Source organism: Rahnella sp. NRRL B-41462 (genome assembly GCF_003263525.1).
Lineage (GTDB): Bacteria > Pseudomonadota > Gammaproteobacteria > Enterobacterales > Enterobacteriaceae > Rahnella > Rahnella aceris.
On record NZ_JYDF01000039.1, the window covers coordinates 44449 to 68607 of the forward strand.

The following is a 24159-nucleotide window of genomic DNA, read 5'->3' on the forward strand; positions in this document are numbered from 1 at the left end:
CACTCCTTTCGTTAGCGGCGGCGCGCCATCATCTCGTCCACAATGTCGCCCAGGCGCTGTAATTTCGGCGCGGAAACATCCCTGAGCATGAGTTCGGTATCAGGTAAACCGACCACGGATGACCAGACCGCACGGCCTGCGAGGAAACCGGACGCGCCCGCCGTCATGGCGACGCTGACCGCGCGCGGGAAGAGTTTTTCATCAACACCGGAGGAGAGGATCACCCACGGCATATGAATATGTTCATTGAGGTGTTGCGATGCACGTAGCAGTTCAGCCTGCGTACCGCGCCCGCTGAGTGGCATTTCGACTTTATAAAGATCAGCGCCGCTGTCGCCGAGTTCTTTTGCGGCATCGATAATCGCCTGTTCGCGGTCAAATTTGTCGCCACGACGCGGCGGCCTGACCACCGGCTCGATAATGCTCAGCAGCCCGTGTGCATGGCAGCGCTGATTAAATTCCTTCACCATCGCCAGACGTTGCTGCGGATCTTCATCGCTGCGCCACAGCACCAGTAATTTCAGCGCCTTACCGCCGTTTTCCCGGACCTGTTGCGGATCCACACTTTTATCGATCACCACGCTGTCCACCGGAATGCCGTTGCCCGGAATAAATTCGTCTGCCGCGACAATCATGGCGCAGCTTTTCGCGATGGCCTGTTGCTCAACAATCTGGCGGTAACAGAACTGCTGATCGACCAGAATCGCCGAGGCGTACGGCGATAAAATCCGCGCGGCATTGACTTTAAAATCAGTCAGCACCTGATCGGCGACCGGGGCTTTCGCGCCGGCTGCCGCGAACATTAAGCGCATCGCTTCACGCTGATCGACCGCCAGCATGGCGAAGCCGCCGGACGGACGGGTGATATCGTTAAGGCTGTAATGAGTCATTTAACTTTCCTTGGTTAATGCGTTACGGATGTGTTTTCTGAGCCAGACCGGCGCTGGTGCGCACCTGCTCAAGAATGGCGGTCCAGTCCTGACGCCCGCGCCCGGCGGCACGCGCCTGGTTGTACACTTCGCGGGAAGCCGCACCGAGCGGCATCGGCACATGCAACTGATTAGCGACGTCCAGCGCGATACCGAGGTCTTTATGGGCGAGGTCAATCATGAAGGCCGGTGACAAATCACCTTTCAGCACTTTGTTCGGCCATGAGGTGGTGAAGTGGCCTTTTCCGGCCGGGGTGCCGCTCATTACCTGCAGCGCCACATCAAAAGAGAGATCCAGCGCTTCGCACAGCACGGCGGCTTCGGCGGAGAGCGCATTCAGGGCGATACTCATGTAGTTATTGATCAGCTTGACGCGGATGCCTTTGCCCGGCCCGCCCGCGTTAATCAGCTCCGAGCCCATCGCCATCAACACTGGCCTCGCGCGCTCAACCTGTTCTGCCGTGCCGCCTGCCAGTAGCAGTAAGGTACCGGCCACTGCGTGATCAGAGGTTCTGCCCACCGGCACATCCATCATGCTGAAGCCTTTTTCGTGCATCTGCGCAATCAGCTTGTCGGTCTGTAACGGATGGATAGTCGACATATCAATAACCAGCGCGGACGGGCTCAGGGTTTCGCAAATACCATCACGGCCAAATAAAACCTCACTTACCAGATCGCCGTTGGGCAGCATAGTAATGACAAATTCTGCGCCCGCCGCCGCTTCTGCCGCGCTCTTGCTGCCCGTTGCCCCCTGCCGTATCAGTGAGTTAACTGCCTGCGGGTTGAGATCGAACACCGCTAACCGGTGTCCCTGTTTAATCAGATTGGCCGCCATCGGAGCGCCCATTTGCCCCAGACCAATAAATGCCACGTTTGCCATCCGTCTCTCCTTTGTGCTGATCAGGCATGTCACTTTTTGATAATCAGCGGTGTCTGTGTTTGTCGTTTTTTGATCGTATTTGTAATTTAAGGTCAAAAAATTGACAGCCATCACTTTTTTAACAATTCACTAAATTAAAATAACCCCATCAAAACACGCTTAAGGAATAGCCATGATTCGTATCGCCTGTGTCGGAATTACCGTGATGGACCGGATCTATTACGTTGAAGAACTGCCTGCGGAAGGAGGGAAGTATGTCGCTGAAAAATATCATGAAGTGGGTGGCGGTCCGGCGGCCACGGCTGCGGTGGCGGCGGCCAGACTGGGCGCACAGGTGGACTTTATTGGTCGCGTGGGCGATGACGATACCGGCAACCGGCTGCTCGCGGAGCTGGAATCCCTGGGGGTAAATACCCGCTATGTCCGTCGCGTTGAGCAGGCCCGTTCTTCGCAATCCGCCATTCTGGTGGACAACAAAGGTGAGCGGATCATCATCAATTATCCCAGCCCGGATTTACCCGTTTCCGCCGAGTGGTTACAAGCCATCGACTTTTCCCAGTGGGATGTAGTGCTGGCTGATGTGCGCTGGCATGACGGCGCGAAGCAGGCGTTTACCCTGGCGCGCCAGTCCGGTGTGCTCACCGTGCTGGATGCCGATGTGACGCCACAGGATATCGCCGAACTGGTGGCGTTAAGCGACCACAGCGCCTTTTCCGCGCCCGGTTTGCAACGGCTGACCGGAAAAACGGACGCCGGTTCTGCGTTAGTTGACGCCCAAACGCTCACAAATGGTCATGTGTATGTCACGCAGGGCGGGCAAGGTTGTCTCTGGCTGGAAAATGACCGTCTGCATCATCAGCCGGGTTTTGCCGTCAACGTAGTGGACACCACCGGCGCAGGGGATGTTTTTCACGGCGCACTGGCGGTCAGTCTGGCCCATGGAGCGTCGCCCGCCGAAGCCGTGCGCTTTGCCAGCGGCGTTGCTGCACTGAAATGTACCCGGCCGGGTGGCCGTGCGGGGATACCTGACTGTGATCAGGCCCGGTCTTTTTTGTCACTTTCTGTATAGAATACGACTCAGACGCTCATTTTAAAGGATGTATCCATGAGTCTTACTGAACTGACCGGTAATCCGCGCCACGATCAACTGCTCGCATTGATTGCCGAGCGTGGTTACATGAACATTGAAGAACTGGCGGCGTTACTGGATGTCTCGACCCAAACCGCCCGCCGCGATATCCGCAAGCTCAGCGATCAGGGGCTGATCACGCGCCATCACGGTGGCGCGGGACGTGCCTCAAGTGTGGTCAATACTGCCTTTGAGCAGCGCGAGATTTCCTGGACGGAAGAGAAAAAAGCCATTGCGGAATCCATCGCCGATTACATCCCCGACGGCTCAACGGTGTTTATCACCATTGGCACCACAGTCGAGCAGGTCGCGCATTCGCTGCTCAATCATAACCGGCTGCGGATTATCACCAATTGTCTGCGCGTCGCGCATATTTTGTATAAGAACCCGCGCTTTGAGGTGATGGTGCCTGGCGGCACGCTGCGCCCGCATAATGGTGGCATTATCGGCCCGGCGGCCACGGCTTTTGTCGCCGGATTTCGTGCCGACTATCTGGTGACCAGCGTCGGCGCAATTGAAAGCGACGGTGCCCTGCTGGAGTTCGATGTCAACGAGGCCAGCGTGGTGAAAACCATGATGGCGCATTCACGCCATATCCTGCTGGCTGCTGACCATACCAAATTTCATGCCTCAGCGGCGGTCGAAATCGGCAATGTCTCACAGGCCACGGCGCTGTTCACCGACGAACTTCCGCCCGCCGGATTGCTCAAGGTGCTGAAAAACCATCAGGTCGAAGTGATAAAAGTCAGTACCGCGGAATAAAAAAGGCCGACATTTCTGTCGGCCTTAATCAACATCTTATCCCCTAAATAATTCGGGTTGCGGGAAGGCGGTAAGCTCACGCAGCCCGAAGTATGACGGGGATTTACTGAACCGCGGCGAAAGCCTCAGCCACTTGCTTCACATTGTGGTGATTCAGACCGGCCATGCAGACGCGGCCGCTGAGTATCAGGTAAACGCCAAATTCTTCACGCAGACGGACAACCTGCGCTTCGCTGAAACCGGTGTAGCTGAACATCCCGCGCTGTTGCAGCAGGTAGTCAAAATTACGGCCCGGCAAGGCGGTTTTCAGGCTGTCGACCAGCGTGTGGCGCATTTCGAGAATACGGGTACGCATTTTCTCGACTTCGGCTTTCCACTGGGCATTCAGCGCGCTGTCGCTCAGGACTTTCGCCACTACTTTCGCGCCGAAGCTTGGCGGGCTGGAGTAGTTACGGCGCACGGTGGCTTTCAGTTGCCCCAGTACACGTCCCGCCGCATCGCTGTCTTCACAGACCACAGACAGGCCGCCGACACGTTCGCCGTACAGGGAGAAGATTTTCGAGAAGGAGTTGCTGACGAAGCAGTTCACACCTGCCGCAGCCATCGCCCGGATGGCGTAAGCGTCATCGTCAATGCCCGCGCCAAAGCCCTGATAAGCGATGTCGAGGAACGGGATCAGCTCACGCTGTTTGGTGATTTCAATCACCTGATCCCACTCCGCTGGCGTCAGGTCAGAACCGGTCGGGTTGTGGCAGCAAGGGTGCAGCAGCACAATGCTTTGCGCTGGCAAGGTTTTCAGGCGGTCAATCATCGCCGGGAAATTTACCCCCAGCGTCTCCGGGTCAAAGTACGGATAGGTATGCACTTTGAAGCCTGCGCCTGCAAAGATAGCCACGTGGTTTTCCCAGGTCGGGTCGCTCACGTAAACTTCTGAATTCGGGAAATAAAACTTCAGGAAATCAGCACCGACTTTCAGTGCGCCGGAACCGCCGACGGTCTGAATGGTCGCAATACGCTGTTGTTTCAGCGCCGGATGATCGGCACCAAACAGCAATTCCTGAATGCCTGCGCGGTATGCGGGCAGACCTTCCATTGGCAGATAGACTGACGCGGCCTGTGGCCCGGCGTTCAGTTGTTGCTCTGCATTTTCCACTGCCGCCAGTTGCGGAATAATACCCTGCTCGTCGTAATAAAGACCGATGCTCAGGTTTACCTTATCTTGTCTCGGATCGGTCTTGAAGCTTTCCATCAGCGACAAAATCGGGTCACCGGCATAGGCATCGACATGTTGGAACACGGTATACATCTCCTTGGTTTGGTTAAGTGGCGCTGCGATCCACATCCGGCAACCCGGCGCATCGCAACTGTTTCACAGACTATCAAAGTTCGTTAAAAAAGATGACAACTATGTTGTCGATTTTCGGGCACTCATTGCGTATCAAACCGTCCGTTCGCCTGAGATGCTGATCCGCTCACATCAACTACGATCAAATGGACATCTCATTCTTCCCGGAGCAAACCAATGACAACTCAACACTCACTGCAAGGTAAAGCCGCTTTCGTTCAGGGCGGTTCACGCGGCATCGGTGCCGCCATCGTTCAGCGTCTGGCCCGCGAAGGCGCCAGCGTGGCCTTCACCTACGTTTCTTCTGAAGAAATTTCCGGCCCTGAAGCGGGGTATATCACCGGCGCAAATCTAACGATTGACGGCGGTTTCGGCGCGTAACACTTGCCGGTTCATTCATAAAAATGGCGCAGTCCCCTGCGCCATTTTTTTATCCATTTCGTCAGACGCTGTAGCGCCCCGGACGGTGATTCATCGCAATGATCAGGTTGACGATCACCGCGCCCAGCACCGAAGCAATCAGCATTTCAAGGCTGACGACAAACAGCGATGCCAGCACGATGCAGCAGTCCACACCCATTTGCAGTTTACCGGCTCGGATGCCGTATTTGTCCTGCAGGAACAGCGCCAGAATGTTCACGCCGCCCAGACTGGCTTTGTGGCGGAACAGGACAATGAAGCCGATGCCCATAATCACGTTGGCAAACAGCGTGGCGTAAAACGGCTGAAGATGATCGAAATGAACAAACAGCGGATGCAAATCAGAAAACACGGAAACCAGCGCGACTGCAGCAAAAGTTTTCAGTGTGAACTGCAAACCCATGCGACGAAAAGAGAGGTAATAAAAAGGTAAGTTGATGATAAAAAAGGCCGTACCGAATGATACCTGCGTCACGTAATGCGCCAGAAACGCCATTCCCGCCGTGCCGCCGGTCAGTGCGCCGACCTGACGCAACATCACCACACCAAAAGAGACCATCAGCGTACCGATAATGATCGCCAGCGCATCTTCAACCAGCGTGTGCCCGATGCGCGGCTGCTCAACCGGCTGTTTGATGTCGTCTACACTTGCCATAATTCCCTGTACCTCAAAATAATAATACTAAAGACTGATTTTGAGATAATTAATGAGATGGAGAGTTAAGGCAATATTCACGCATAGAATTTGCATTAAAAATCGAAAATAAGATTTTATGACGCGTTAATTATTCTTTACATGCACAGATCACGCATATTAATTCAAAATATTGCACCATTAAAGTGAGTCTGCACCAAAATAAATCACCCAAACAGTGCACCTGAAATACGCCCTTATTTTTCTCAGCTCAGCGTCAATAAGCCGTTTTCTTTTAAACGGTTAAGCACTACCGATGTTTTTACGTGGGCGACACTTTTATGGACTGACAGAATTTGGCTGATCAACATGCTTAAACCGGCTAAATCTTTCACCGCAACTTTCAGCAAATAATCCGCATCGCCAGTGGTTTTATAGGCATCAATAATGGAATCGACTTCGCCCAGCATGCTGTGAAATGCATCGACCTGTGCGTGCAAATGATTGATAAGCCTGACTTCAATCAGACCAATCATGCCTAAGTCGAGGGCTTCCGGTGCCAGACGGGCATGATAACCGAGAATGAGTTGTGCCTGTTCCAGACCAATCCGGCGTCGTGAACACTGTGATGCTGACAGTCCGACCAGCTCGCTTAGTTCCTGGTTAGTCAGTCTTCCGTTGGTTTGTAATAAGGTCAGAATTTTCAGATCGTAATCATCAATGCTGTACATGGCAGTGTTCCTGTCGCTTTAATTTTTATATGTGGATTCTTATTGCAAAAAACATTCCCACTATAACCAGTTATAAATACTTTTCGGCCGTTTTTTCTTATACTTGCGCATGATTTAAACGCAAGGAAAAAATAATGAAAAAAGTATTCTACTCTCTCGTTTTGCTGTCAGTTTTGCCCGGTCTCGCAAAAGCAGAGCCGGCATCTTCACGCCTTGAACGCGTATTACAGAAAGGCTCGCTGAATGTTTGCACCACCGGCGACTATAAACCGTATACATTTTTGAAAGAAAACGGTGAGTATGAAGGCATTGATATTGCAATGGCGGAATCGCTGGCGGCGAGTCTGGATGTGAAAGTGAACTGGGTACCGGTCACCTGGAAATCTCTGCCGGACGAAATGAGCGCAGGGCATTGTGATATCGCGATGGGCGGGATTTCGGTCACGCTGAAACGCCAGCAAAAAGCCTGGTTTGCCAACGTACTGGATCAGGACGGCAAAATCCCCCTGGTGCGCTGCGAAAATGTGCGTCAGTACCAGACGGTTGAGCAGTTAAACCGTGCCTCCGTGCGCCTGATTGAACCGGCAGGCGGTACCAATGAAGCCTTCGTACACAGCCATCTGCCAAAAGGCACGCTGACCCTGAGCGATAACGTGACCATCTTCCAGAAGCTGGTGGATAAGAAAGCGGATGTAATGATTACGGATGCTTCGGAAGCGCTGTTTCAGCAGAAACATTACCCGAAACTGTGTGCGGTAAACCCGAAGAAGCCGCTGCAATATGGCGAAAAGGCTTACATGCTGCCGCGTGATGACGTGAGCTGGAAGATGTATGTCGACCAGTGGCTGCACCTGAGCAAAGCCACTGGTGAATATCAGAAGATCGTCAGCCAGTGGCTGGCCGTGAAAAAGTAAGACTTAGTCGCCAATATAAACGCGGGCGACGCGCTCGCTGAGCTGGGTAATCAGCTCATAAGCACTGATACCGGTTGCCTGCGCAATGCGCTCAACCGGTAATTTCCCGCCCCAGAAAATCACTTCATCGCCGACCTTATCGGTCGCATCTGGCCCTAAATCGACAGTGATCATATCCATCGACACACGCCCGGCAACCGGCACTTCCCGACCATTGACCAAAACCGGCGTGCCGTTCGGCGCACTGCGCGGATAACCGTCGCCATACCCCATCGCCACCACGCCCAGGCGGGTATCACGGTTGCTGACCCAGGTACTGCCATAACCGACCGGCTCACCGGCAATATGTTCACGCACGGCGATCAGGCTGGAAGTCAGTGTCATTGCCGGTTGCAGCCCGAAATCGCTGGCCGTTCCGGTTTCCATTGGCGATACGCCGTACAAAATAATGCCGGGGCGAACCAGGTTCATATGCGATTCCGGCCACAACAAAATACCGCCGGAAGCCGCAATAGATTTTTGTCCCGGCTTGCCTTCGGCAAATTCATTAAAACAGTTCAGCTGTTTCGGTGTGGCGTTGCTTTCCGGTTCGTCCGCGCGGCAGAAATGGCTCATCATATTGACCGGCTGAACCACGTTTTTGCAGGCACTCAGACGCTGATAAAATGCATCGGCCTGTGCCGGATGAACGCCCAAACGGTGCATACCGGTATCGATTTTCAGCCAGACATTCAGCGGACGCGCGAGGTCAGCACTTTCCAGCGCATCAAGCTGTTCGAGGCTGTGAACAGCGGTATCAAGCTGATGTTCAATCAGCAACGGTAATTCGCTGGCGGAGAAAAAACCTTCGAGCAGGAGGATGGGTTTTACCACACCGGCTTTACGCAGCATCAGCGCTTCGCTAAGCCGGGAAACGCCGTAATAATCAGCGTCCTGCAAGCTATGCACCGTCTCCAGCAGACCGTGCCCATAAGCGTTTGCTTTCACTACCGCAACCAGACGACTTTGTGGCGCCAGATGACGCACCCGTTGCAGATTGTGTCGCAGAGCGCGGCGATCAATGACAGCCGTAGCCGCTTTCATTTTAAGTCCTTTGCATGAAATTGAGAGTTTCTGACAGCAAGGCTGAGAACCAAACCCCACCTAGCCTCCCCTTGTGAAAGGGGAGGGATAAATTCAAAACCCGGGAAGTTAATCCTCGTCGTATTGCGGGCCGCCATAGTTATCAAACCGCGACCACTGACCGTTAAAGGTCAGGCGGACGGTACCGATCGGGCCGTTACGTTGTTTACCGAGGATGATTTGCGCGATGCCTTTTTCTTCACTGTTATCGTGATAGACCTCATCACGATAGATGAACATGATTAAGTCGGCGTCCTGCTCAATGGAGCCGGATTCACGTAAGTCGGAGTTGACCGGGCGTTTATCCGCACGTTGCTCCAGGCTTCGGTTAAGCTGCGACAGCGCCACCACCGGCACCTGCAATTCTTTCGCCAGCGCTTTGAGCGAGCGGGAGATTTCGGCAATTTCCAGCGTACGGTTATCAGACAACGCCGGAACGCGCATCAGCTGGAGGTAGTCGATCATGATCAGGCTCAGGCCGCCGTGCTCACGGAAGATACGTCGCGCACGCGAACGAACTTCGGTTGGCGTCAGCCCGGACGAATCATCGATATACATGTTACGTTTTTCGAGCAGAATCCCCATGGTGCTGGAAATACGTGCCCAGTCTTCATCATCGAGCTGGCCGGTACGGATTTTGGTCTGGTCGACGCGCGAAAGCGACGCCAGCATACGCATCATGATCTGGTCGCCGGGCATCTCAAGGCTGAAGATTAAGACCGGTTTATCCTGCATCATCGCGGCATTTTCTGCGAGGTTCATCGCAAAAGTGGTTTTACCCATCGACGGACGCGCCGCCACAATGATCAGGTCGGATTTTTGCAAGCCTGCGGTTTTCTTGTCGAGGTCAGCATAGCCGGTTGAAACGCCGGTTACGCCGTCATGCGGGCGCTGGAACAGCTCTTCGATACGGGAGACCGTGCTTTCCAGAATACGGTCGATACTTTTTGGACCTTCGTCTTTACTGGCGCGGCTTTCGGCAATCTGGAATACGCGGGATTCGGCTAAGTCCAGCAGGTCTTCGCTGCTGCGACCTTGCGGATCATAGCCCGCGTCGGCAATTTCATTGGCGACGGAGATCATTTCCCGGACAACAGCACGTTCGCGCACAATGTCAGCGTAAGCGCCGATGTTCGCCGCACTGGGGGTGTTTTTAGAGAGCTCTGCCAGATACGCAAAACCGCCGACGGAATCCAGATCGCCTTTCTGTTCCAGCGATTCGGAAAGCGTGATCAGGTCGATTGGTTTGCTCATTTCCAGCAAACGCTGCATTTCGGTAAAAATCAGGCGGTGCGGGCGGCTGAAGAAGTCATTGCTGACCACCCGTTCGGCCACATTATCCCAGCGTTCGTTATCCAGCATCAGCCCGCCCAGAACGGATTGTTCAGCTTCCAGCGAATGCGGCGGAAGTTTCAACCCTTCCATCTGGCGATCGCGGTTTTCGTTCTGTTGATTGGTCGGTTTTTTTACTGCCATCTGTGGATTATTTCCTGCTCTAAGCGCCTGTTTTATGAGCGTCGGGTTTCCAAAAATCGGAGCCTGACTCGCGCGACAGTATAAACCATTTCAAAAGGGTATTAACCCTTAGTGCCGAAAATCTGGATTGTCCCTGACATTTAGCCTAGGGTTGAAATCAGACTCCATCACGAGGAAAAAACATGGCAAAGCGCATCCAGTTTTCTGAAACAGGCACCCCAGACGTTCTGCAATACGTTGATTATCAGCCACAAGATCCGCAGGCAGACGAAGTCCAGGTCGAGAATAAAGCCATCGGTATCAACTATATCGATACTTATGTGCGCAGCGGTCTGTACGCACCGGCCAGTTTTCCGGCGGGTTTAGGCACGGAAGCGGCAGGCATAGTCAGTAAAGTCGGTAGTGGCGTAACGGACATCAAACCTGGCGATCGTGTGGTTTACGCACAATCCGCGCCCGGCGCTTACAGCGAATTCCATAACGTACCACAGGAAAAAATCGCCCTTTTGCCGGACGCGATCAGCTTTGAGCAGGCCGCAGCCTCCTTCCTTAAAGGGCTGACAGTTTATTATTTACTGCGCAAAACCCATGAAGTACAGGCCGGTGAAACCATTCTTTTCCATGCCGCAGCCGGTGGCGTAGGCCTGATTGCCTGCCAGTGGGCGAAAGCGCTGGGCGTAAAACTGATTGGCACCGTGGGCTCTGATGAAAAAGCCGAACGCGCCAGACAGGCCGGTGCATGGGAAACCATTAACTACCAGAAAGAAGATATCGCGACCCGCGTGGCGGAACTGACGAACGGCGAAAAAGTCGGTGTGGTTTACGATTCCGTCGGCAAAGATACCTTTGAAAAATCGTTAAACAGCCTGAAACGTCGCGGTTTACTGGTCAGTTTCGGCAATGCGTCCGGTCCGGTAAAAGGTGTGGATCTGGCGATACTCAATCAAAAAGGTTCGCTGTTTGTGACGCGCCCTTCCCTGAATGGCTACGTGACTAACCGTGAAGAACTGCTGGAGGCGAGCAGCGAGCTGTTCTCAATGATCGCCAGTGGCGCGATAAAAGTGGATGTCAGTGACGCGCAGAAATTCCCACTGTCCGAGGCAAAACGCGCGCATGAAACGCTGGAAAGCCGCGTGACACAGGGTTCAAGTCTGCTCATCCCATAAAAGTTTCCCTGAACCAATGCAAAAAAGGCTTTCACAGTTGTGAAAGCCTTTTTTACTGCCTGACTCAGACGACCTCTGATTTCAGACGGGTACTGCTGTAGGGTACTGCCGGGTAAATCCACAGGGCGATGTCACTTAAGCGACTATTGTGTGCCTCAGCGGACTTGATGAATTCGGTTTACAGCCTGCTGGCTGCCAATGAATTCCATCCTAACAGTCACCCATGTTAAAAAATATGATTTATGCATTTTGACCGCACATTCTGACCTAGCTTGTGATCGCTAGCACATAAGCAAAAGTTATCACTGCAACGGTTACATTTTTTTGCGCTCAGAATACGGTCAGCAATCCCCATCATTTCATGCAGTTACGGAAACCGATAAAGTGAAGCTGTTATTACGGCAAACGACGGCGACGGTATTTTGGCTCATCAGGCCGGAAAAATGTCCGGTAAATCCAGACCGCAAGCACGGCCAAAAGCAGCCACGGCAACATTTTTACAACAATCGCCAAAAACCCACCCAACATCATCAGAGCAAATGCCACGACCAGCGCCGCAACCATACCCAGTAAAGAAATGCCGGTCAGCATCAGCATAAAGAAAAAACCAAGCACGAAGAGAATTTCCAGCATCGGGTGCTCCTTAATAAGCCATGTGCGATAAGACGTAGCGTCCAAACACGCATTAACCATTACAAGAAACATGCCAGTGTGATGGGATAAATAATTGATTGAATGATAAGGAAAAAATAATTCGCAGGCACGAATGGCCTGCGAAAAGATAGTAAATTTGACTAACAGATAGTGATTTTACTCACCCTGTTTTTATGCCTGCGCCACCACTTCCTGCGGCTGAGCAACCATCTGCAACGCCTGTTCGACCACATCAATGCCCGCGCCGGCTTTATGCGCATTCTCACTCAGATGACGACGGAACTGACGCGCGCCCGGCACCCCCTGGAACAGACCAAGAATATGGCGGGTGATGTGACCGAGGTAAGTACCTTTGCTCAGTTCCGCTTCGATATACGGATACAGCGCGCGGATAATATCCGGCCCGGTTTTCAGCGGCGCATCAGAGCCGAACAGCTCGCGATCCACATTCAGCAACAGGCCCGGATTCTGGTAAGCCTCACGCCCCACCATCACGCCATCCATATATTGCAGGTGCGTTTTGGCTTCTTTGAGGGTTTTGATACCGCCGTTAATTGCCAGGGTCAGGTGCGGGAAATCACGCTTGAGCTGATATACGCGCGGGTAATCCAGCGGCGGAATTTCACGATTTTCTTTCGGACTGAGGCCCGAAAGCCAGGCTTTACGCGCATGAATAATGAAGGTATCGCAACCGCCGTTTTCTGAAACCTGACGGATGAAATCACACAGAAATTCGTAGCTGTCCTGATCGTCAATACCGATTCGCGTTTTAACCGTGACCGGAATTGAGACTACGTCGCGCATGGCTTTGATGCAGTCAGCCACCAGCGACGCCTGCCCCATCAGACAGGCACCAAACATGCCGTTCTGCACGCGATCTGACGGACAACCGACGTTGAGGTTAATTTCGTCATAACCACGTTCTTCCGCCCGTTTTGCGCAATGCGCCAGATCAGCCGGATTGCTGCCACCAAGCTGCAAAGACACCGGATGTTCTGCATCGCCAAACCCGAGATAATCCCCTTTGCCGTGAATAATGGCGCCGGTCGTGACCATTTCGGTATACAGCAACGTCTGGCCGGTCATCAGCCGGTGAAAATGGCGGCAGTGGCGATCGGTCCAGTCGAGCATCGGCGCAACGGAAAAACGCTGGGCGGAAAAGGGAGTGGTCTGGGGCATTACGTGTTGAGTTTCTGACATCGGCCTGACATTCGCTGAAGGGGTTCGTGACGCTCCCCCCGGCTTCGCGCCAGAGGGAAGGTAATCGCTGATTATACCACAGAACAAAGATTCGGCATCTTGTGCCGCTGAGCAGGCGGATGCCGACGTTGCATCACATCTGAATGGCGCATAATTCGTCGTTTTGGTGCAAGCATGATAAAATCATCGGTGGTCGCATGATGTGGCCTATTCATTCCAATCTGCGCTCAGAGACCGTTGCTATGACCCTGAATAATCCGGAAAAATTACTTTCACAAGCTGAAGAACTTTGCCAGCAGCGCAATGTTCGCCTGACGCCGCAGCGGCTGGAAGTACTGCGCCTGATGACGCAACAACCCGGTGCGATCAGCGCCTATGACTTGCTGGATCTATTGCGCGTAAGCGAACCTCAGGCGAAACCACCGACCGTTTACCGGGCGCTGGATTTTCTGCTGGAACAGGGATTTATTCACCGTGTTGAATCCGCAAACAGCTATGTTCTCTGCCATCATTTTGAAGAGCCGAGTCATACTTCTGCGCTGTTTATCTGTGACCGCTGCGGGTTAGTTACCGAAAAAACCACCGACGGCATTGAAGAGCGTCTGGCAAAACTGTCATTAGAATCCGGATTTGAGCTTCGCCATTCTGTCGTTGAAGCGCATGGCTTATGTGCAGAATGCAAAGTAGTAGAAACCTGCGACAGCCATGACCATTGCGATCACGACCACAGTATTGTGGTGAAAAAACGCTGAATGATCGGGTTTTAAGGTCTTGAAGGTGACTCGTAAGAGGGGGATGTTTTGTACAGAGAAGAGGTTGGGTACATCCGTGTACCCGTATCCTGAAGCGTTCCGGGTAGGAGCAGCTAAATCTCAGGATACGTCACTGGCACGCGAGGGGGAGTCGCGTCTTACCAGTGATATTTGTTTTTGGTTTCCCATTCATTGAGCTCTTTCTCGGCCTGATCTTTTTGATAGCCGTAACGCTCCTGAATTTTACCGACTAACTGATCACGTTTACCTTCAACCACTGTCAGGTCGTCATCAGTCAGTTTGCCCCATTGTTCTTTCACTTTCCCTTTGAACTGCTTCCAGTTACCGTCGGCTTGGTCCTTATTCATAAAATATCTCCTGTTACCTTGGGTTTTATGAACTGCATTTCGTCTTGCAGCTCGTCCTTAACACTTTAAAGGTTAGTAGAGAATCTCGATTAATCCTCCTTAAACAGGGATAAAAACCACTATTAGGATTAATCTAAAGCATGAAATAACGACAAAGCTGCGCTTATTTCTTTGAAAATAGCTGAAAAATCAGTGCGACGGAGACGAAAACCATGTGTCATGCCGCCAGTAACGACGCCATATCCAGCCCAGTGAAATCCCGCGTAACCCGAGGAATACCGTCAGCGCCAGCCACAACGCATGATTGCCCAGCAGCGGTAAAGTGAACAATGTCAGCCCGAACCCCAGCGCCGCCACCAGCATGCTGTTTCGCATATCCCGCCCACGCGTTGCGCCGATAAACATGCCATCAAGCAAATAGCACCAGACAGCCACCAGCGGCAGTATAATTTGCCAGCCAAGATATCGGTCCGCCAGCTCACGCAATTCCGGTAATGATGTCAGCGCATCAATGATCGCCCCACCCGCCAGCGCGTAAACCAGAGCAAAAAACAGCGCAACCAGCCCGGCCTGACGACACGCGGCATGCCAGACATTCAGCAGTTTTTCGCGGTTGCGGGCACCGAATGCCTCACCGGAATGCGCTTCGATAGCATAAGCAAAACCGTCAAGTGCAAACGCGGTAAATGTCAGCAGGTTCATCAACACGGCGTTGACCGCCACAATGTGGCTGCCCAGCCGCGCGCCCAGAACGGTCAGCGATGCAAAGCAAAGCTGCAACAGTAATGAGCGCAGCATGATGTCGCGGTTAAGCCCGAGAAGACGGCGCAAATTACCACGCCACGCGGAGGTGATTTCTGCGCCGGTGATACCGCGTCGTTTCATCACCCGCCAGACGAAATACAGCCCGATGAGTAGCGTGAAATACTCGGAGCTTGCCGTCGCCATGGCTGCGCCACGCACGTTCCAGCCCAGCCCGATCACCAGCCACAGATCCAGAATGATATTCAGCAAATTCCCGGCAATCAGCAAAATCACCGGCCCGCGAACGTACTGAATGCCGAGCAACCACCCGAGGATCACCAGATTCGCCAGTGAAGCCGGGGCGCTGAACCAGCGGATTTCGATAAACAGCCTCGCCTGTTCAAGCACGGGCTGGCTGCCGCCGACAATGTGAAACGCCAGCTCCATCAGCGGATGACGGAATACCACAATAATGACGCCCGCCAGTACAGCCAGAAGGAAGGGTTGTACAAAAGCACGCGCCAGAAGCTGGTTATCTTTCGCGCCCAGCGCCTGAGCAGTCATGCCGGTGGTACTCATCCGCAGAAACAGTAAGAGCATAAAAAGGAAAGTGGTGATCATCGAACCCACAGCCACGCCGCCGAGATAATCCGGGCTGTCGAGATGACCGATCACTGCGGTATCCACCAGGCCGAGGAGCGGCACCGTGATATTGGAAAAAATCATCGGCAATGCCAGCATCCAGAGCGCTTTATCGGCAGGGCTTAAAAAGGTGTTTTTGAGTGTGTGTCGCAGGGAATGATGTTGCATAGAGAATCTCATGCCGGAGGTTCAGGTTATGCCTGTAAATGACATCGCCCCGAAAGGGGCGATGATGAGAGAAACGCATTTCTCTTTGAATTCACATGGATGCCAGAGGCCGCCGCCATCCATATTCAATTAGTTTTAGTCTTGTCTATCTGACACAGCAATTTCTGACTTAGTCATATCTGACCGAGTAATTCGCGTTATATCAAGGCGGCAACTAAGCGAACGCCGGGAGCATACACAAATATGTGACCGGGGTTCGCGAAGGCAGCCAACGCAAAGATAGCTCGAAGTACGAAGGTCAGATCCAGTCGCCGTTGCGGATAACACCTACGGCTAAGCCTTCAATGCTGAAATTCTGCTCGCGCAAATCCACCACGATCGGCTGAAACTCGCTGTTCTCTGGCAATAACTGCACCACACTGCCTTGTTTTTTCAGGCGTTTCACGGTGACCTCATCATCGATACGGGCCACCACAACCTGACCATTACGCACGTCTTGCGTTTTATGCACGGCCAGCAGATCGCCGTCAAGGATACCAATATCACGCATCGACATACCGCTGACACGCAGCAGGAAATCGGCGCTCGGCTTAAACATTGCCGGATCGATCTGATAGTGCCCTTCGATATGTTGCTGCGCCAGCAGCGGTTCACCGGCGGCAACGCGGCCAATCAGCGGTAAACCTTCTTCTTCTTCCATCAGCAGACGAATGCCGCGTGATGCACCGGAAACAATCTCAATAACACCTTTACGCGCCAGCGCTTTAAGATGCTCTTCCGCCGCATTGGGAGAACGGAACCCCAGACGTGATGCAATCTCTGCGCGGGTTGGTGGCATACCGGTGGTGGAGATATGATCGCGAATAAGGTCGTAGACCTCTTGTTGTCTGGTCGTTAAAGCTTTCATTCCGCCCCCTGGTTGTTTATACAGTCTTGCTGTGAGTATATACAGCTAAACGGTCAATGAAAACCTAAGATTGAATAAAAACAGGGCATAACGTTGATTCCTGGAATGCAGATTCCAAATCAGAACCATCGCGACCAAAAGATGCTGACCCAGACAAAAATCGCCAATATGATGGTCAGAAGTACGGCAGCAGAGCCGATATCTTTTGCGCGACCGGAAAGCACATGAAACTCAGGCCCGATGCGGTCTATTGCACATTCCACCGCGCTGTTGAGCAACTCCGTGACACAGACCAGCACGACGGATCCCACCAGCAGGATACGTTCAATGGTGCTGACATCAAGCCAGAAAGATAGCAAAATTAACGGGATAGCGACGCTGGCCTCCTGGCGAAATGCCGCTTCGTTTTGCCATGCCGCTTTGAATCCTTTCCAGGAATAGCCGGCCGCTTTATAAATTCGGGTAAATCCGGTGACTTGGTTCGCCATTTCGGGTACTGATCCTTAGAGTGTTTGCAGCATTTTAGCTTTTATATGACCACAGATCTCCACGGATCTTTCTGGTATCCTTGCGGCGAAATTGCTAACAAGAGGCTTCACGTTTTTATGTCAGGTTGGCGTAGACTTTATTACACATTATTGAATTTACCACTCTCATTGCTGGTAAAGAGCAAGGTCATACCTTCAGATCCGGTTACCGAGTTGCATTTAGACCCGACGCGGCCGATTTTGTACGTATTACCTTATAATTCCAAAGCCGATTTGCTGACGTTGCGTGCGCAATGTCTGGCGCAGAATCTGCCTGATCCTCTTATTCCGCTGGAAATTGACGGAACCCTGCTACCAAGCCATGTCTTTATAGCCGAAGGCCCGCGCGTATTCTCTTATTACACGCCGAAGCAGGAGTCCGTAAAGCTGTTCCACGACTACCTTGATTTGCACCGCAATAATCCGGATTTAGACATTCAGATGTTGCCGGTGTCGGTAATGTTTGGTCGTGCACCGGGCCGTGAAGGTCAGGACGACACGCCGCATCTGCGCGTGCTGAACGGTATCCAGAAATTTTTCGCTGTGCTGTGGCTGGGGCGGGACAGTTTCGTCCGTTTCTCCAATACCGTTTCCCTGCGTTATATGGCGACGGAACACGGCACAGATAAGACGATTGCTCAAAAACTGGCACGTGTGGCGCGGATGCATTTCTCCCGTCAGCGTCTGGCTGCGGTTGGTCCGCGTCTTCCGGCACGTCAGGATTTGTTCAATAAATTGCTGGCCTCAAAAGCCATTGAGAAAGCGATTGAAGACGAAGCCCGCAGCAAGAAAATTTCCCACGAAAAAGCCCAACAAAACGCCATCGCCCTGATGGAAGAGATTGCCGCTGACTTCTCTTATGAAGCCGTGCGCCTCTCTGACCGTGTGCTGAGCTGGACGTGGAACCGTTTGTACAAAGGCATCAACGTTAATAATGCCGAGCGTGTACGCCAGTTAGCGCTGGACGGTCAGGAAATTGTGTATGTGCTTGCCACCGCAGCCACATGGACTATCTGCTGCTGTCTTACGTGCTCTATCATCAGGGTCTGGTACCGCCGCATATTGCCGCCGGTATCAACCTGAATTTCTGGCCGGCTGGCCCGATTTTCCGCCGTCTGGGTGCGTTCTTTATTCGTCGAACCTTTAAAGGCAACAAGCTCTATTCGACGGTTTTCCGTGAATATCTGGGCGAACTGTTCAGCCGCGGTTATTCGGTGGAATACTTTGTGGAAGGGGGGCGTTCGCGAACCGGGCGTCTGCTGGAGCCGAAAACGGGCACGCTGTCCATGACCATTCAGGCCATGCTGCGCGGCGGTTCACGTCCGATTACGCTGGTACCGATTTACATCGGTTATGAGCACGTCATGGAAGTGGGTACGTACGCGAAAGAATTACGCGGTGCGACCAAAGAGAAAGAAAGCCTGACGCAAATGCTTAACGGGCTGCGCAAGCTGCGTAACCTCGGCCAGGGTTACGTGAACTTCGGTGAGCCGTTGCATCTGACCACTTACCTGAACCAGAACGTGCCAACCTGGCGTGAAGCCATCGACCCGATCGAAGCACAACGTCCAAGCTGGCTGACGCCGACAGTGCAGGATTTGGCAGAACAGATCATGGTGCGCATCAACAATTCAGCGGCAGCCAATGCCATGAACTTGTGTTGTACCGCGCTGCTGGCCTCCCGTCAGCGTTCACTGACACGCGAACAGCTGACCGAGCAAATCGACTGTTATCTGCAATTGCTGCGTAACGTGCCTTACAACGCGGATTCGACGGTGCCTGATCTGACCGCTGACCAGTTGCTTGATCACGCGCTGAACATGAATAAGTTCCAGGTTGAGAAAGACAACATTGGCGACATCATCGTTCTGCCTCGCGAACAGGCCGTGCTGATGACGTATTACCGCAACAACATCCATCATATGCTGGTGTTGCCATCACTGATTTCAAGCATTGTGATGCACCACCGCCAGGTCAGCCGCGCGGAATTACTGCATCAGGTCGAACTGATTTATCCGATGCTCAAAGCCGAACTGTTTATGCATTTCGATACGCCTGAGCTGCCACAAGTGCTGGATGTTCTGACGCTGGAGCTGGCGCGTCAGCAAATCATTCACCTTGAAGATGATGAGCTGACACTTAATCCGGCCCGTATCCGCACCCTCCAGTTGCTGGCGGCTGGCGTACGTGAAACGCTGCAACGTTACGCGATTACCTTCTCCCTGCTCACCAATAACCCAAGCATCAACCGCGGTGCACTGGAAAAAGAGAGCCGGATTATGGCGCAGCGTTTATCCGTGCTGCACGGTATCAATGCCCCTGAATTCTTCGATAAAGCTGTGTTCTCGACGCTGGTCGGCACACTGCGCGCAGAAGGCTATATCAGTGACACCGGCGATGCCATTCAGGAACAAACGCGTGAGATTTACCTCATGCTCAGCGACCTGATGACACCGGATATCAAGCTAACTATCGAGAGTGCGGGAATGCCTTCTGAGCTGCCGCAAGCAACGGAGCCACCGGCTGAACCGAAGATGGATGTACGCGATACCGATCATTAACCCGTATTAGCGCCAGACATCAGATTAAAAAAACAAAACGCCCGGACTTTTTACAGAGTCCGGGCGTTTTTAATTGTTGTCGCGCAGGCTAACTTACTTAGAAATTGAAGCCTGACAGGCTCATCAGAATACCGAGGAACAACACCAGCCCGACATAATTGTTCTGGCGGAAAGCCAGGAAACAGGCATCACGTTCACGTTTAGCAATCAGCTTTTGCTGATGCACAAACAGCGCAGCAGCCAGCAGCAACGACCAGTAAAACGGTGCGCTGAGCTGGGAAAGATAACCGACAATCCCCATCAGGATCAGCGTTGCCAGTTGCAGAAGGCCGATGATCAGCGTGTCAAAACGACCAAACAGAATCGCTGTCGATTTCACGCCGATCTTCAAATCATCGTCACGATCGACCATCGCGTATTGCGTATCGTAAGCCACCGTCCAGCAGATATTTGCCACGAACATTAACCAGCAGCTAAGCGGCACACTTTCGCTCACAGCGGCATACGCCATCGGAATTGCCCAGCCAAACGCCGCGCCCAAAACCACCTGCGGCAGATGGCTGACGCGCTTCATGAACGGATAAATCCATGCCAGCGCCAGTCCGGCCAGAGACAGCCAAATGGTCATGCGGTTAAGCAGCAGAACCAGCAGGAATGACACCAGCACCAGTCCGGCAAATAATATTTTCGCCTGCTTGCCGGTGATCGCCCCGCTCGGCAATGGCCGGTGAGCGGTGCGTTTTACGTGACCATCAAACTTACGGTCAGCGTAGTCATTCACCACGCAACCGGCGGCACGCATGAAGAACACGCCCAGCACGAAGACCAGCAAAATCTTCGCAGACGGCATTCCCCCCCCCGCGACCCACAATGCCCATAACGTTGGCCACAGCAGCAGCAGTGAGCCAATCGGCTTATCAATGCGCATCAGGCGGCAGTAATCACGCCATGTGCCCTGCGTCATACTTCCTGACACTCTCTGTTCTCCTTGTTGATTAGTCTGACTCATGCCTTGCTCACTTTGCCCTCAGGGCGGTGCACCGGCGAATCCGGGAGGAAAATTTCGGTCAGCAGCAGCGGCTTGTCAGACAAACGCAGACGGGAACGGCGCGCCCATAATTCTCCCTGCTCACTGTGTAACTGGCCTAAATGAATGTAATCGCGGGACAAGTTGTTCCCGCTAAACAGATAGCGCCCCAGCGGCACCGTGCCTAAATCGACCAGCGCCAGATCCGGCCCGGTCAGCGTTTCTTCAGGAATGACCGTGCGCCCCAGCAGCCAGGGTTCGGCATCGCCAAACAGCACGATTTCGCGGATCCAGTAACGGGCACTTTCCGGCAACTGCTGTGCTTCGCTTTCACCCAGTTCTTCGCGACTGACAAAACATTCATTTTGCGGTTTCACGGTGACGGTAACACCCTGCTTTTCAAACCGGCGGGTCATGGACCCCATTTCCATCAGCCAGTCAGCCACATCCGCAGGCACCTGCGAAGGGTCGTCAAACCAGTGGATCGGGGATGGTTCGGGGGAATGGGGATCAGACATCAACGGCTCCGTAATGAAGGCATTCATACCTCCAATGAATTATCTGCCTCGCATTCTAGCGCATCAATGCGAGGCAGTAATTGCCTGATTTATTCGCGGCGCAGACGTTCGCTATTGGCAAGAAACAGTGTCACGACCAGCACAAGGATCGCGCAGGCGTAAACCAATGTGTCATAAGGACTTTTGTGGTCGACGATGATCAGGCGGATAATCGCGGTGATGCCGATGTAAATAAAATAGCGTAACGGGAAATGATAGCCCGACGAAAAATATTTAATAATCAGGGCAATAAACTCAAAATAGAGGAAGTAAATTACAATCCCTTCGATGAGCAGATATGACGAAGACTGATCGTTATTCACGAACAACACCATTGCTAAATGATAGGTTTCGCGCCCGATAAAAATCATCAGGATCACGGCCAGTCCTAATAAGAATACGTTCAAAATTCGCTGCATAATGACGGATATCATTAATGCCCGTTTTGATCCTGCCATGTGATCTACATCCCACTTTTGTTATTAATCCCCGCAGAATACCACAGAGTCAGCACAGGAAAAGCGCCATTAAAAAAGGGCCAGCCGGTGAAGGCTAACCCTTTTATTGAGAAATATTTCGACCTGTCCCTCTAAATCATTCGGGCTGGATCCAGTCGGCAAGGGAATGAATCCCCGGGAGTATACACAAGTATGTGACCGGGGTTCATGAAGGCAGCCAACGCCGAGGCAGCGCGAAGGAAGACGGGTATTAGCGCCAGTTTTTGAAGCGGTTAATTAAACCGTTCGTGGAACTGTCGTGGCCTGTCACTTCTGAGCTACCTTCCAGTTCTGGCAGGATACGGTTTGCCAGCTGTTTGCCCAGTTCTACGCCCCATTGGTCGAAGGTGTAGATGTTCAGGATCACGCCCTGGGTGAAGATTTTGTGTTCATACATTGCGATCAACGCACCCAGGCTGTAAGGCGTGATTTCACGCAGCAGGATGGAGTTGGTCGGACGGTTCCCTTCGAACACTTTGAACGGCGCAACGTGTTTAACGTCTTCTGGTTTTTTACCCTGATCGGCGAATTCTTTCTCGACAACATCCAGAGATTTACCGAATGCCAGCGCTTCGGTCTGGGCGAAGAAGTTAGACAACAGTTTCGCGTGGTGATCGCTCAGCGGGTTATGGCTGATGGCCGGTGCGATGAAGTCACAAGGGATGATTTTAGTCCCCTGGTGAATCAGCTGATAGAACGCGTGCTGACCGTTAGTGCCCGGTTCGCCCCAGATGATCGGGCCAGTCTGGTAATCCACCGGGTTGCCGTTACGGTCAACGAACTTACCGTTAGATTCCATGTTGCCTTGCTGGAAGTAAGCGGCAAAACGGTGCATGTACTGGTCGTATGGCAGGATAGCTTCGGTTTCGGTGCCGTAGAAATCGTTGTACCAGATGCCGATCAGCGCCAGCAGTACCGGCAGGTTTTTCTCAGCCGGCGTATTCGCGAAGTGTTTATCCATCGCGTGCGCACCGCTCAGCAGTTGTTCGAAGTTATCGAAACCTACAGACAGCGCGATAGACAGACCGATTGCGGACCACAGAGAGTAACGGCCACCGACCCAGTCCCAGAATTCGAACATGTTGTCGGTGTCGATACCAAACTCGCTCACCGCTTTACCGTTGGTGGACAGCGCCGCGAAGTGTTTCGCCACGTGTTGGTTATCGCCAGCGGTTTTCAGGAACCAGTCACGCGCGCTGTGGGCGTTGGTCATGGTTTCCTGCGTGGTGAAGGTTTTTGATGCAACCAGGAACAGCGTGGTTTCCGGAGACAAATCTTTCAGCGTTTCAGCGATATGCGTGCCGTCAACGTTGGAGACGAAATGCATATTCAGGTGGTTTTTGTACGGACGCAGCGCTTCAGTGACCATGAACGGACCGAGGTCTGAACCGCCGATACCGATGTTCACCACGTCGGTGATGGCTTTGCCGGTATAACCTTTCCATTCGCCACCGATAACACGTTCGGTGAAGCCTTTGATTTTCGCCAGAACTGCATTCACTTCCGGCATCACATCTTTGCCGTCCACGACGATTGGCGTGTTGCTGCGGTTACGCAGTGCAACGTGCAGAACAGCACGGTCTTCGGTGCGGTTGATCTTCTCGCCAGAGAACATCGATTTGATTGCGCCCTGAAGGTCAGTCTCTTTCGCCAGCGCCTGCAGCTTATCCAGCGTCTCTGCGGTGATGCGGTTTTTGGAGAAATCGACCAGCATCTGGTCTTCAAACGTGGCAGAGAATTTGGAGAAACGATCACCATCTTCAGCAAACAGATGGCTAATCTGCACATCTTTCATCTTGTCGAAATGCTGCTGCAGGGCTTGCCAGGCAGCGGTCTGAGTTGGATTGATATTTTTCATAGCAATGCTCTTAGGCTGAGAATAAATATGAGGTAACTGTCCCGATTGTAGCCTGAAGTTCCCGGGAAGAGATGCCTTTTCTTGCGATAGGTTAGATCTGCTTAATCACAATGACAGAGAACAATATTAGATGAGAATCGCTCAAAATGTGGCGCATGCATTGCCTGACCGTTGACAGACGGGCGATAA

22 protein-coding genes and 2 pseudogenes are annotated in these 24159 nt (G+C 52.7%); 7 read left to right on the forward strand and 17 right to left on the reverse strand.

The features are described from left to right. Nucleotides 1–11: 11 nt before the first annotated feature. Together yihT and yihU are read right to left on the reverse strand one after the other, a co-directional pair. On the reverse strand, nt 12–890 hold the full coding sequence (gene yihT / locus UC14_RS10820; RefSeq protein ID WP_112151080.1) for a sulfofructosephosphate aldolase: 879 nt from the start codon (nt 888–890) through the stop codon (nt 12–14). Between the two features lie 22 nt (nt 891–912). Beyond that, entirely contained in the window at nt 913–1809 is an 897-nt protein-coding gene (yihU, locus tag UC14_RS10825; protein ID WP_112197679.1) for a sulfolactaldehyde 3-reductase, read from the reverse strand. A gap of 172 nt (nt 1810–1981) precedes the next feature. Here yihU and UC14_RS10830 point away from each other — a divergent pair, with 172 nt between their 5' ends. Both UC14_RS10830 and UC14_RS10835 read left to right on the forward strand, forming a co-directional pair. Continuing rightward, on the forward strand, nt 1982–2878 hold the full coding sequence (locus tag UC14_RS10830) for a sugar kinase (protein ID WP_013577355.1): 897 nt from the start codon (nt 1982–1984) through the stop codon (nt 2876–2878). Nucleotides 2879–2914: 36 nt separating this feature from the next. Continuing rightward, on the forward strand, nt 2915–3700 hold the full coding sequence (locus UC14_RS10835; protein WP_112197680.1) for a DeoR/GlpR family DNA-binding transcription regulator: 786 nt from the start codon (nt 2915–2917) through the stop codon (nt 3698–3700). A 103-nt stretch (nt 3701–3803) separates the two neighbouring features. On the opposite strand, the gene UC14_RS10840 is transcribed toward UC14_RS10835, so the two are convergent. Further along, entirely contained in the window at nt 3804–4997 is a 1194-nt protein-coding gene (locus tag UC14_RS10840; protein WP_013577357.1) for an amino acid aminotransferase, read from the reverse strand. A gap of 225 nt (nt 4998–5222) precedes the next feature. Between UC14_RS10840 and UC14_RS27070 the strand changes: the two are divergent. Then, nucleotides 5223–5393, forward strand: a pseudogene (locus UC14_RS27070) (SDR family NAD(P)-dependent oxidoreductase); the annotation flags it as partial. 94 nt (nt 5394–5487) lie between these two features. Here the strand turns inward: UC14_RS27070 and UC14_RS10850 are convergent. Together UC14_RS10850 and UC14_RS10855 are read right to left on the reverse strand one after the other, a co-directional pair. Beyond that, nucleotides 5488–6120, reverse strand: coding sequence for a YitT family protein (locus UC14_RS10850; protein WP_013577359.1), 633 nt, complete (start codon nt 6118–6120; stop codon nt 5488–5490). Between the two features lie 245 nt (nt 6121–6365). Then, nucleotides 6366–6830, reverse strand: a complete 465-nt coding sequence (locus UC14_RS10855; protein WP_112197681.1) for an Lrp/AsnC family transcriptional regulator — start codon at nt 6828–6830, stop codon at nt 6366–6368. 134 nt (nt 6831–6964) lie between these two features. Here UC14_RS10855 and UC14_RS10860 point away from each other — a divergent pair, with 134 nt between their 5' ends. Next, nucleotides 6965–7744, forward strand: a complete 780-nt coding sequence (locus UC14_RS10860; RefSeq protein ID WP_013577361.1) for a transporter substrate-binding domain-containing protein — start codon at nt 6965–6967, stop codon at nt 7742–7744. A 3-nt stretch (nt 7745–7747) separates the two neighbouring features. Here UC14_RS10860 and alr read toward each other — a convergent pair whose 3' ends face one another. Then, a complete protein-coding gene (alr, locus tag UC14_RS10865; RefSeq protein WP_112197682.1) occupies nt 7748–8827 on the reverse strand; it encodes an alanine racemase in 1080 nt (359 codons plus the stop codon). A gap of 108 nt (nt 8828–8935) precedes the next feature. Further along, entirely contained in the window at nt 8936–10342 is a 1407-nt protein-coding gene (gene dnaB / locus UC14_RS10870) for a replicative DNA helicase (protein WP_112197683.1), read from the reverse strand. Nucleotides 10343–10524: 182 nt separating this feature from the next. Between dnaB and UC14_RS10875 the strand changes: the two genes are divergently transcribed. After that, the gene (locus UC14_RS10875) at nt 10525–11508 is read left to right on the forward strand and encodes a quinone oxidoreductase (RefSeq protein WP_112151084.1); all 984 of its coding nucleotides are present in this window, start codon (nt 10525–10527) and stop codon (nt 11506–11508) included. Between the two features lie 396 nt (nt 11509–11904). Here UC14_RS10875 and pspG read toward each other — a convergent pair whose 3' ends face one another. Then, complete coding sequence (gene pspG, locus UC14_RS10880) at nt 11905–12141, reverse strand: envelope stress response protein PspG (RefSeq protein WP_013577365.1); 237 nt, start codon at nt 12139–12141, stop codon at nt 11905–11907. A gap of 192 nt (nt 12142–12333) precedes the next feature. After that, entirely contained in the window at nt 12334–13341 is a 1008-nt protein-coding gene (dusA, locus tag UC14_RS10885) for a tRNA dihydrouridine(20/20a) synthase DusA (protein WP_112197684.1), read from the reverse strand. 263 nt (nt 13342–13604) lie between these two features. On the opposite strand from dusA, the gene zur reads away from it, so the two are divergent. Next, nucleotides 13605–14114, forward strand: coding sequence for a zinc uptake transcriptional repressor Zur (gene zur / locus UC14_RS10890; RefSeq protein ID WP_037035116.1), 510 nt, complete (start codon nt 13605–13607; stop codon nt 14112–14114). 158 nt (nt 14115–14272) lie between these two features. On the opposite strand, the gene UC14_RS10895 is transcribed toward zur, so the two are convergent. The 4 genes from UC14_RS10895 to UC14_RS10910 all read right to left on the reverse strand — a co-directional run bounded on the left by UC14_RS10895 (nt 14273) and on the right by UC14_RS10910 (nt 17431). Beyond that, nucleotides 14273–14482: a CsbD family protein gene (locus UC14_RS10895; RefSeq protein ID WP_013577368.1), complete on the reverse strand. Its 210-nt coding sequence runs from the start codon at nt 14480–14482 to the stop codon at nt 14273–14275. Between the two features lie 189 nt (nt 14483–14671). After that, nucleotides 14672–16036, reverse strand: coding sequence for an MATE family efflux transporter DinF (gene dinF, locus UC14_RS10900; protein WP_013577369.1), 1365 nt, complete (start codon nt 16034–16036; stop codon nt 14672–14674). A gap of 298 nt (nt 16037–16334) precedes the next feature. Next, a complete protein-coding gene (gene lexA / locus UC14_RS10905; RefSeq protein ID WP_013577370.1) occupies nt 16335–16943 on the reverse strand; it encodes a transcriptional repressor LexA in 609 nt (202 codons plus the stop codon). Between the two features lie 119 nt (nt 16944–17062). Next, on the reverse strand, nt 17063–17431 hold the full coding sequence (locus UC14_RS10910) for a diacylglycerol kinase (protein ID WP_013577371.1): 369 nt from the start codon (nt 17429–17431) through the stop codon (nt 17063–17065). 117 nt (nt 17432–17548) lie between these two features. Here UC14_RS10910 and plsB point away from each other — a divergent pair. Then, nucleotides 17549–20031, forward strand: a pseudogene (plsB, locus tag UC14_RS10915) (glycerol-3-phosphate 1-O-acyltransferase PlsB). Between the two features lie 97 nt (nt 20032–20128). Here plsB and ubiA read toward each other — a convergent pair. From ubiA to pgi, 4 genes are all read right to left on the reverse strand, one after another. Further along, nucleotides 20129–20995: a 4-hydroxybenzoate octaprenyltransferase gene (ubiA, locus tag UC14_RS10920; protein ID WP_041673175.1), complete on the reverse strand. Its 867-nt coding sequence runs from the start codon at nt 20993–20995 to the stop codon at nt 20129–20131. Nucleotides 20996–21036: 41 nt separating this feature from the next. Continuing rightward, nucleotides 21037–21576 (reverse strand): chorismate lyase, encoded by a 540-nt coding sequence (gene ubiC, locus UC14_RS10925; RefSeq protein WP_013577374.1) that lies wholly within the window; start codon nt 21574–21576, stop codon nt 21037–21039. Nucleotides 21577–21665: 89 nt separating this feature from the next. Beyond that, the gene (gene psiE / locus UC14_RS10930; RefSeq protein WP_112197685.1) at nt 21666–22073 is read right to left on the reverse strand and encodes a phosphate-starvation-inducible protein PsiE; all 408 of its coding nucleotides are present in this window, start codon (nt 22071–22073) and stop codon (nt 21666–21668) included. A gap of 250 nt (nt 22074–22323) precedes the next feature. Continuing rightward, entirely contained in the window at nt 22324–23970 is a 1647-nt protein-coding gene (gene pgi / locus UC14_RS10935; protein WP_013577376.1) for a glucose-6-phosphate isomerase, read from the reverse strand. Between the last annotated feature and the right edge of the window lie 189 nt (nt 23971–24159).

Bases quoted from the DNA above. Each gene is read 5' to 3' on its own strand.
- yihT (WP_112151080.1), bottom strand. From the start codon at position 890: ATGACTCATTACAGCCTTAACGATATCACCCGTCCGTCCGGCGGCTTC.
- yihU (WP_112197679.1), bottom strand. From the start codon at position 1,809: ATGGCAAACGTGGCATTTATTGGTCTGGGGCAAATGGGCGCTCCGATG.
- UC14_RS10830 (WP_013577355.1), top strand. From the start codon at position 1,982: ATGATTCGTATCGCCTGTGTCGGAATTACCGTGATGGACCGGATCTAT.
- UC14_RS10835 (WP_112197680.1), top strand. From the start codon at position 2,915: ATGAGTCTTACTGAACTGACCGGTAATCCGCGCCACGATCAACTGCTC.
- UC14_RS10850 (WP_013577359.1), bottom strand. From the start codon at position 6,120: ATGGCAAGTGTAGACGACATCAAACAGCCGGTTGAGCAGCCGCGCATC.
- UC14_RS10855 (WP_112197681.1), bottom strand. From the start codon at position 6,830: ATGTACAGCATTGATGATTACGATCTGAAAATTCTGACCTTATTACAA.
- UC14_RS10860 (WP_013577361.1), top strand. From the start codon at position 6,965: ATGAAAAAAGTATTCTACTCTCTCGTTTTGCTGTCAGTTTTGCCCGGT.
- alr (WP_112197682.1), bottom strand. From the start codon at position 8,827: ATGAAAGCGGCTACGGCTGTCATTGATCGCCGCGCTCTGCGACACAAT.
- dnaB (WP_112197683.1), bottom strand. From the start codon at position 10,342: ATGGCAGTAAAAAAACCGACCAATCAACAGAACGAAAACCGCGATCGC.
- UC14_RS10875 (WP_112151084.1), top strand. From the start codon at position 10,525: ATGGCAAAGCGCATCCAGTTTTCTGAAACAGGCACCCCAGACGTTCTG.
- pspG (WP_013577365.1), bottom strand. From the start codon at position 12,141: ATGCTGGAAATTCTCTTCGTGCTTGGTTTTTTCTTTATGCTGATGCTG.
- dusA (WP_112197684.1), bottom strand. From the start codon at position 13,341: ATGCCCCAGACCACTCCCTTTTCCGCCCAGCGTTTTTCCGTTGCGCCG.
- zur (WP_037035116.1), top strand. From the start codon at position 13,605: ATGACCCTGAATAATCCGGAAAAATTACTTTCACAAGCTGAAGAACTT.
- UC14_RS10895 (WP_013577368.1), bottom strand. From the start codon at position 14,482: ATGAATAAGGACCAAGCCGACGGTAACTGGAAGCAGTTCAAAGGGAAA.
- dinF (WP_013577369.1), bottom strand. From the start codon at position 16,036: ATGCAACATCATTCCCTGCGACACACACTCAAAAACACCTTTTTAAGC.
- lexA (WP_013577370.1), bottom strand. From the start codon at position 16,943: ATGAAAGCTTTAACGACCAGACAACAAGAGGTCTACGACCTTATTCGC.
- UC14_RS10910 (WP_013577371.1), bottom strand. From the start codon at position 17,431: ATGGCGAACCAAGTCACCGGATTTACCCGAATTTATAAAGCGGCCGGC.
- ubiA (WP_041673175.1), bottom strand. From the start codon at position 20,995: ATGACGCAGGGCACATGGCGTGATTACTGCCGCCTGATGCGCATTGAT.
- ubiC (WP_013577374.1), bottom strand. From the start codon at position 21,576: ATGTCTGATCCCCATTCCCCCGAACCATCCCCGATCCACTGGTTTGAC.
- psiE (WP_112197685.1), bottom strand. From the start codon at position 22,073: ATGGCAGGATCAAAACGGGCATTAATGATATCCGTCATTATGCAGCGA.
- pgi (WP_013577376.1), bottom strand. From the start codon at position 23,970: ATGAAAAATATCAATCCAACTCAGACCGCTGCCTGGCAAGCCCTGCAG.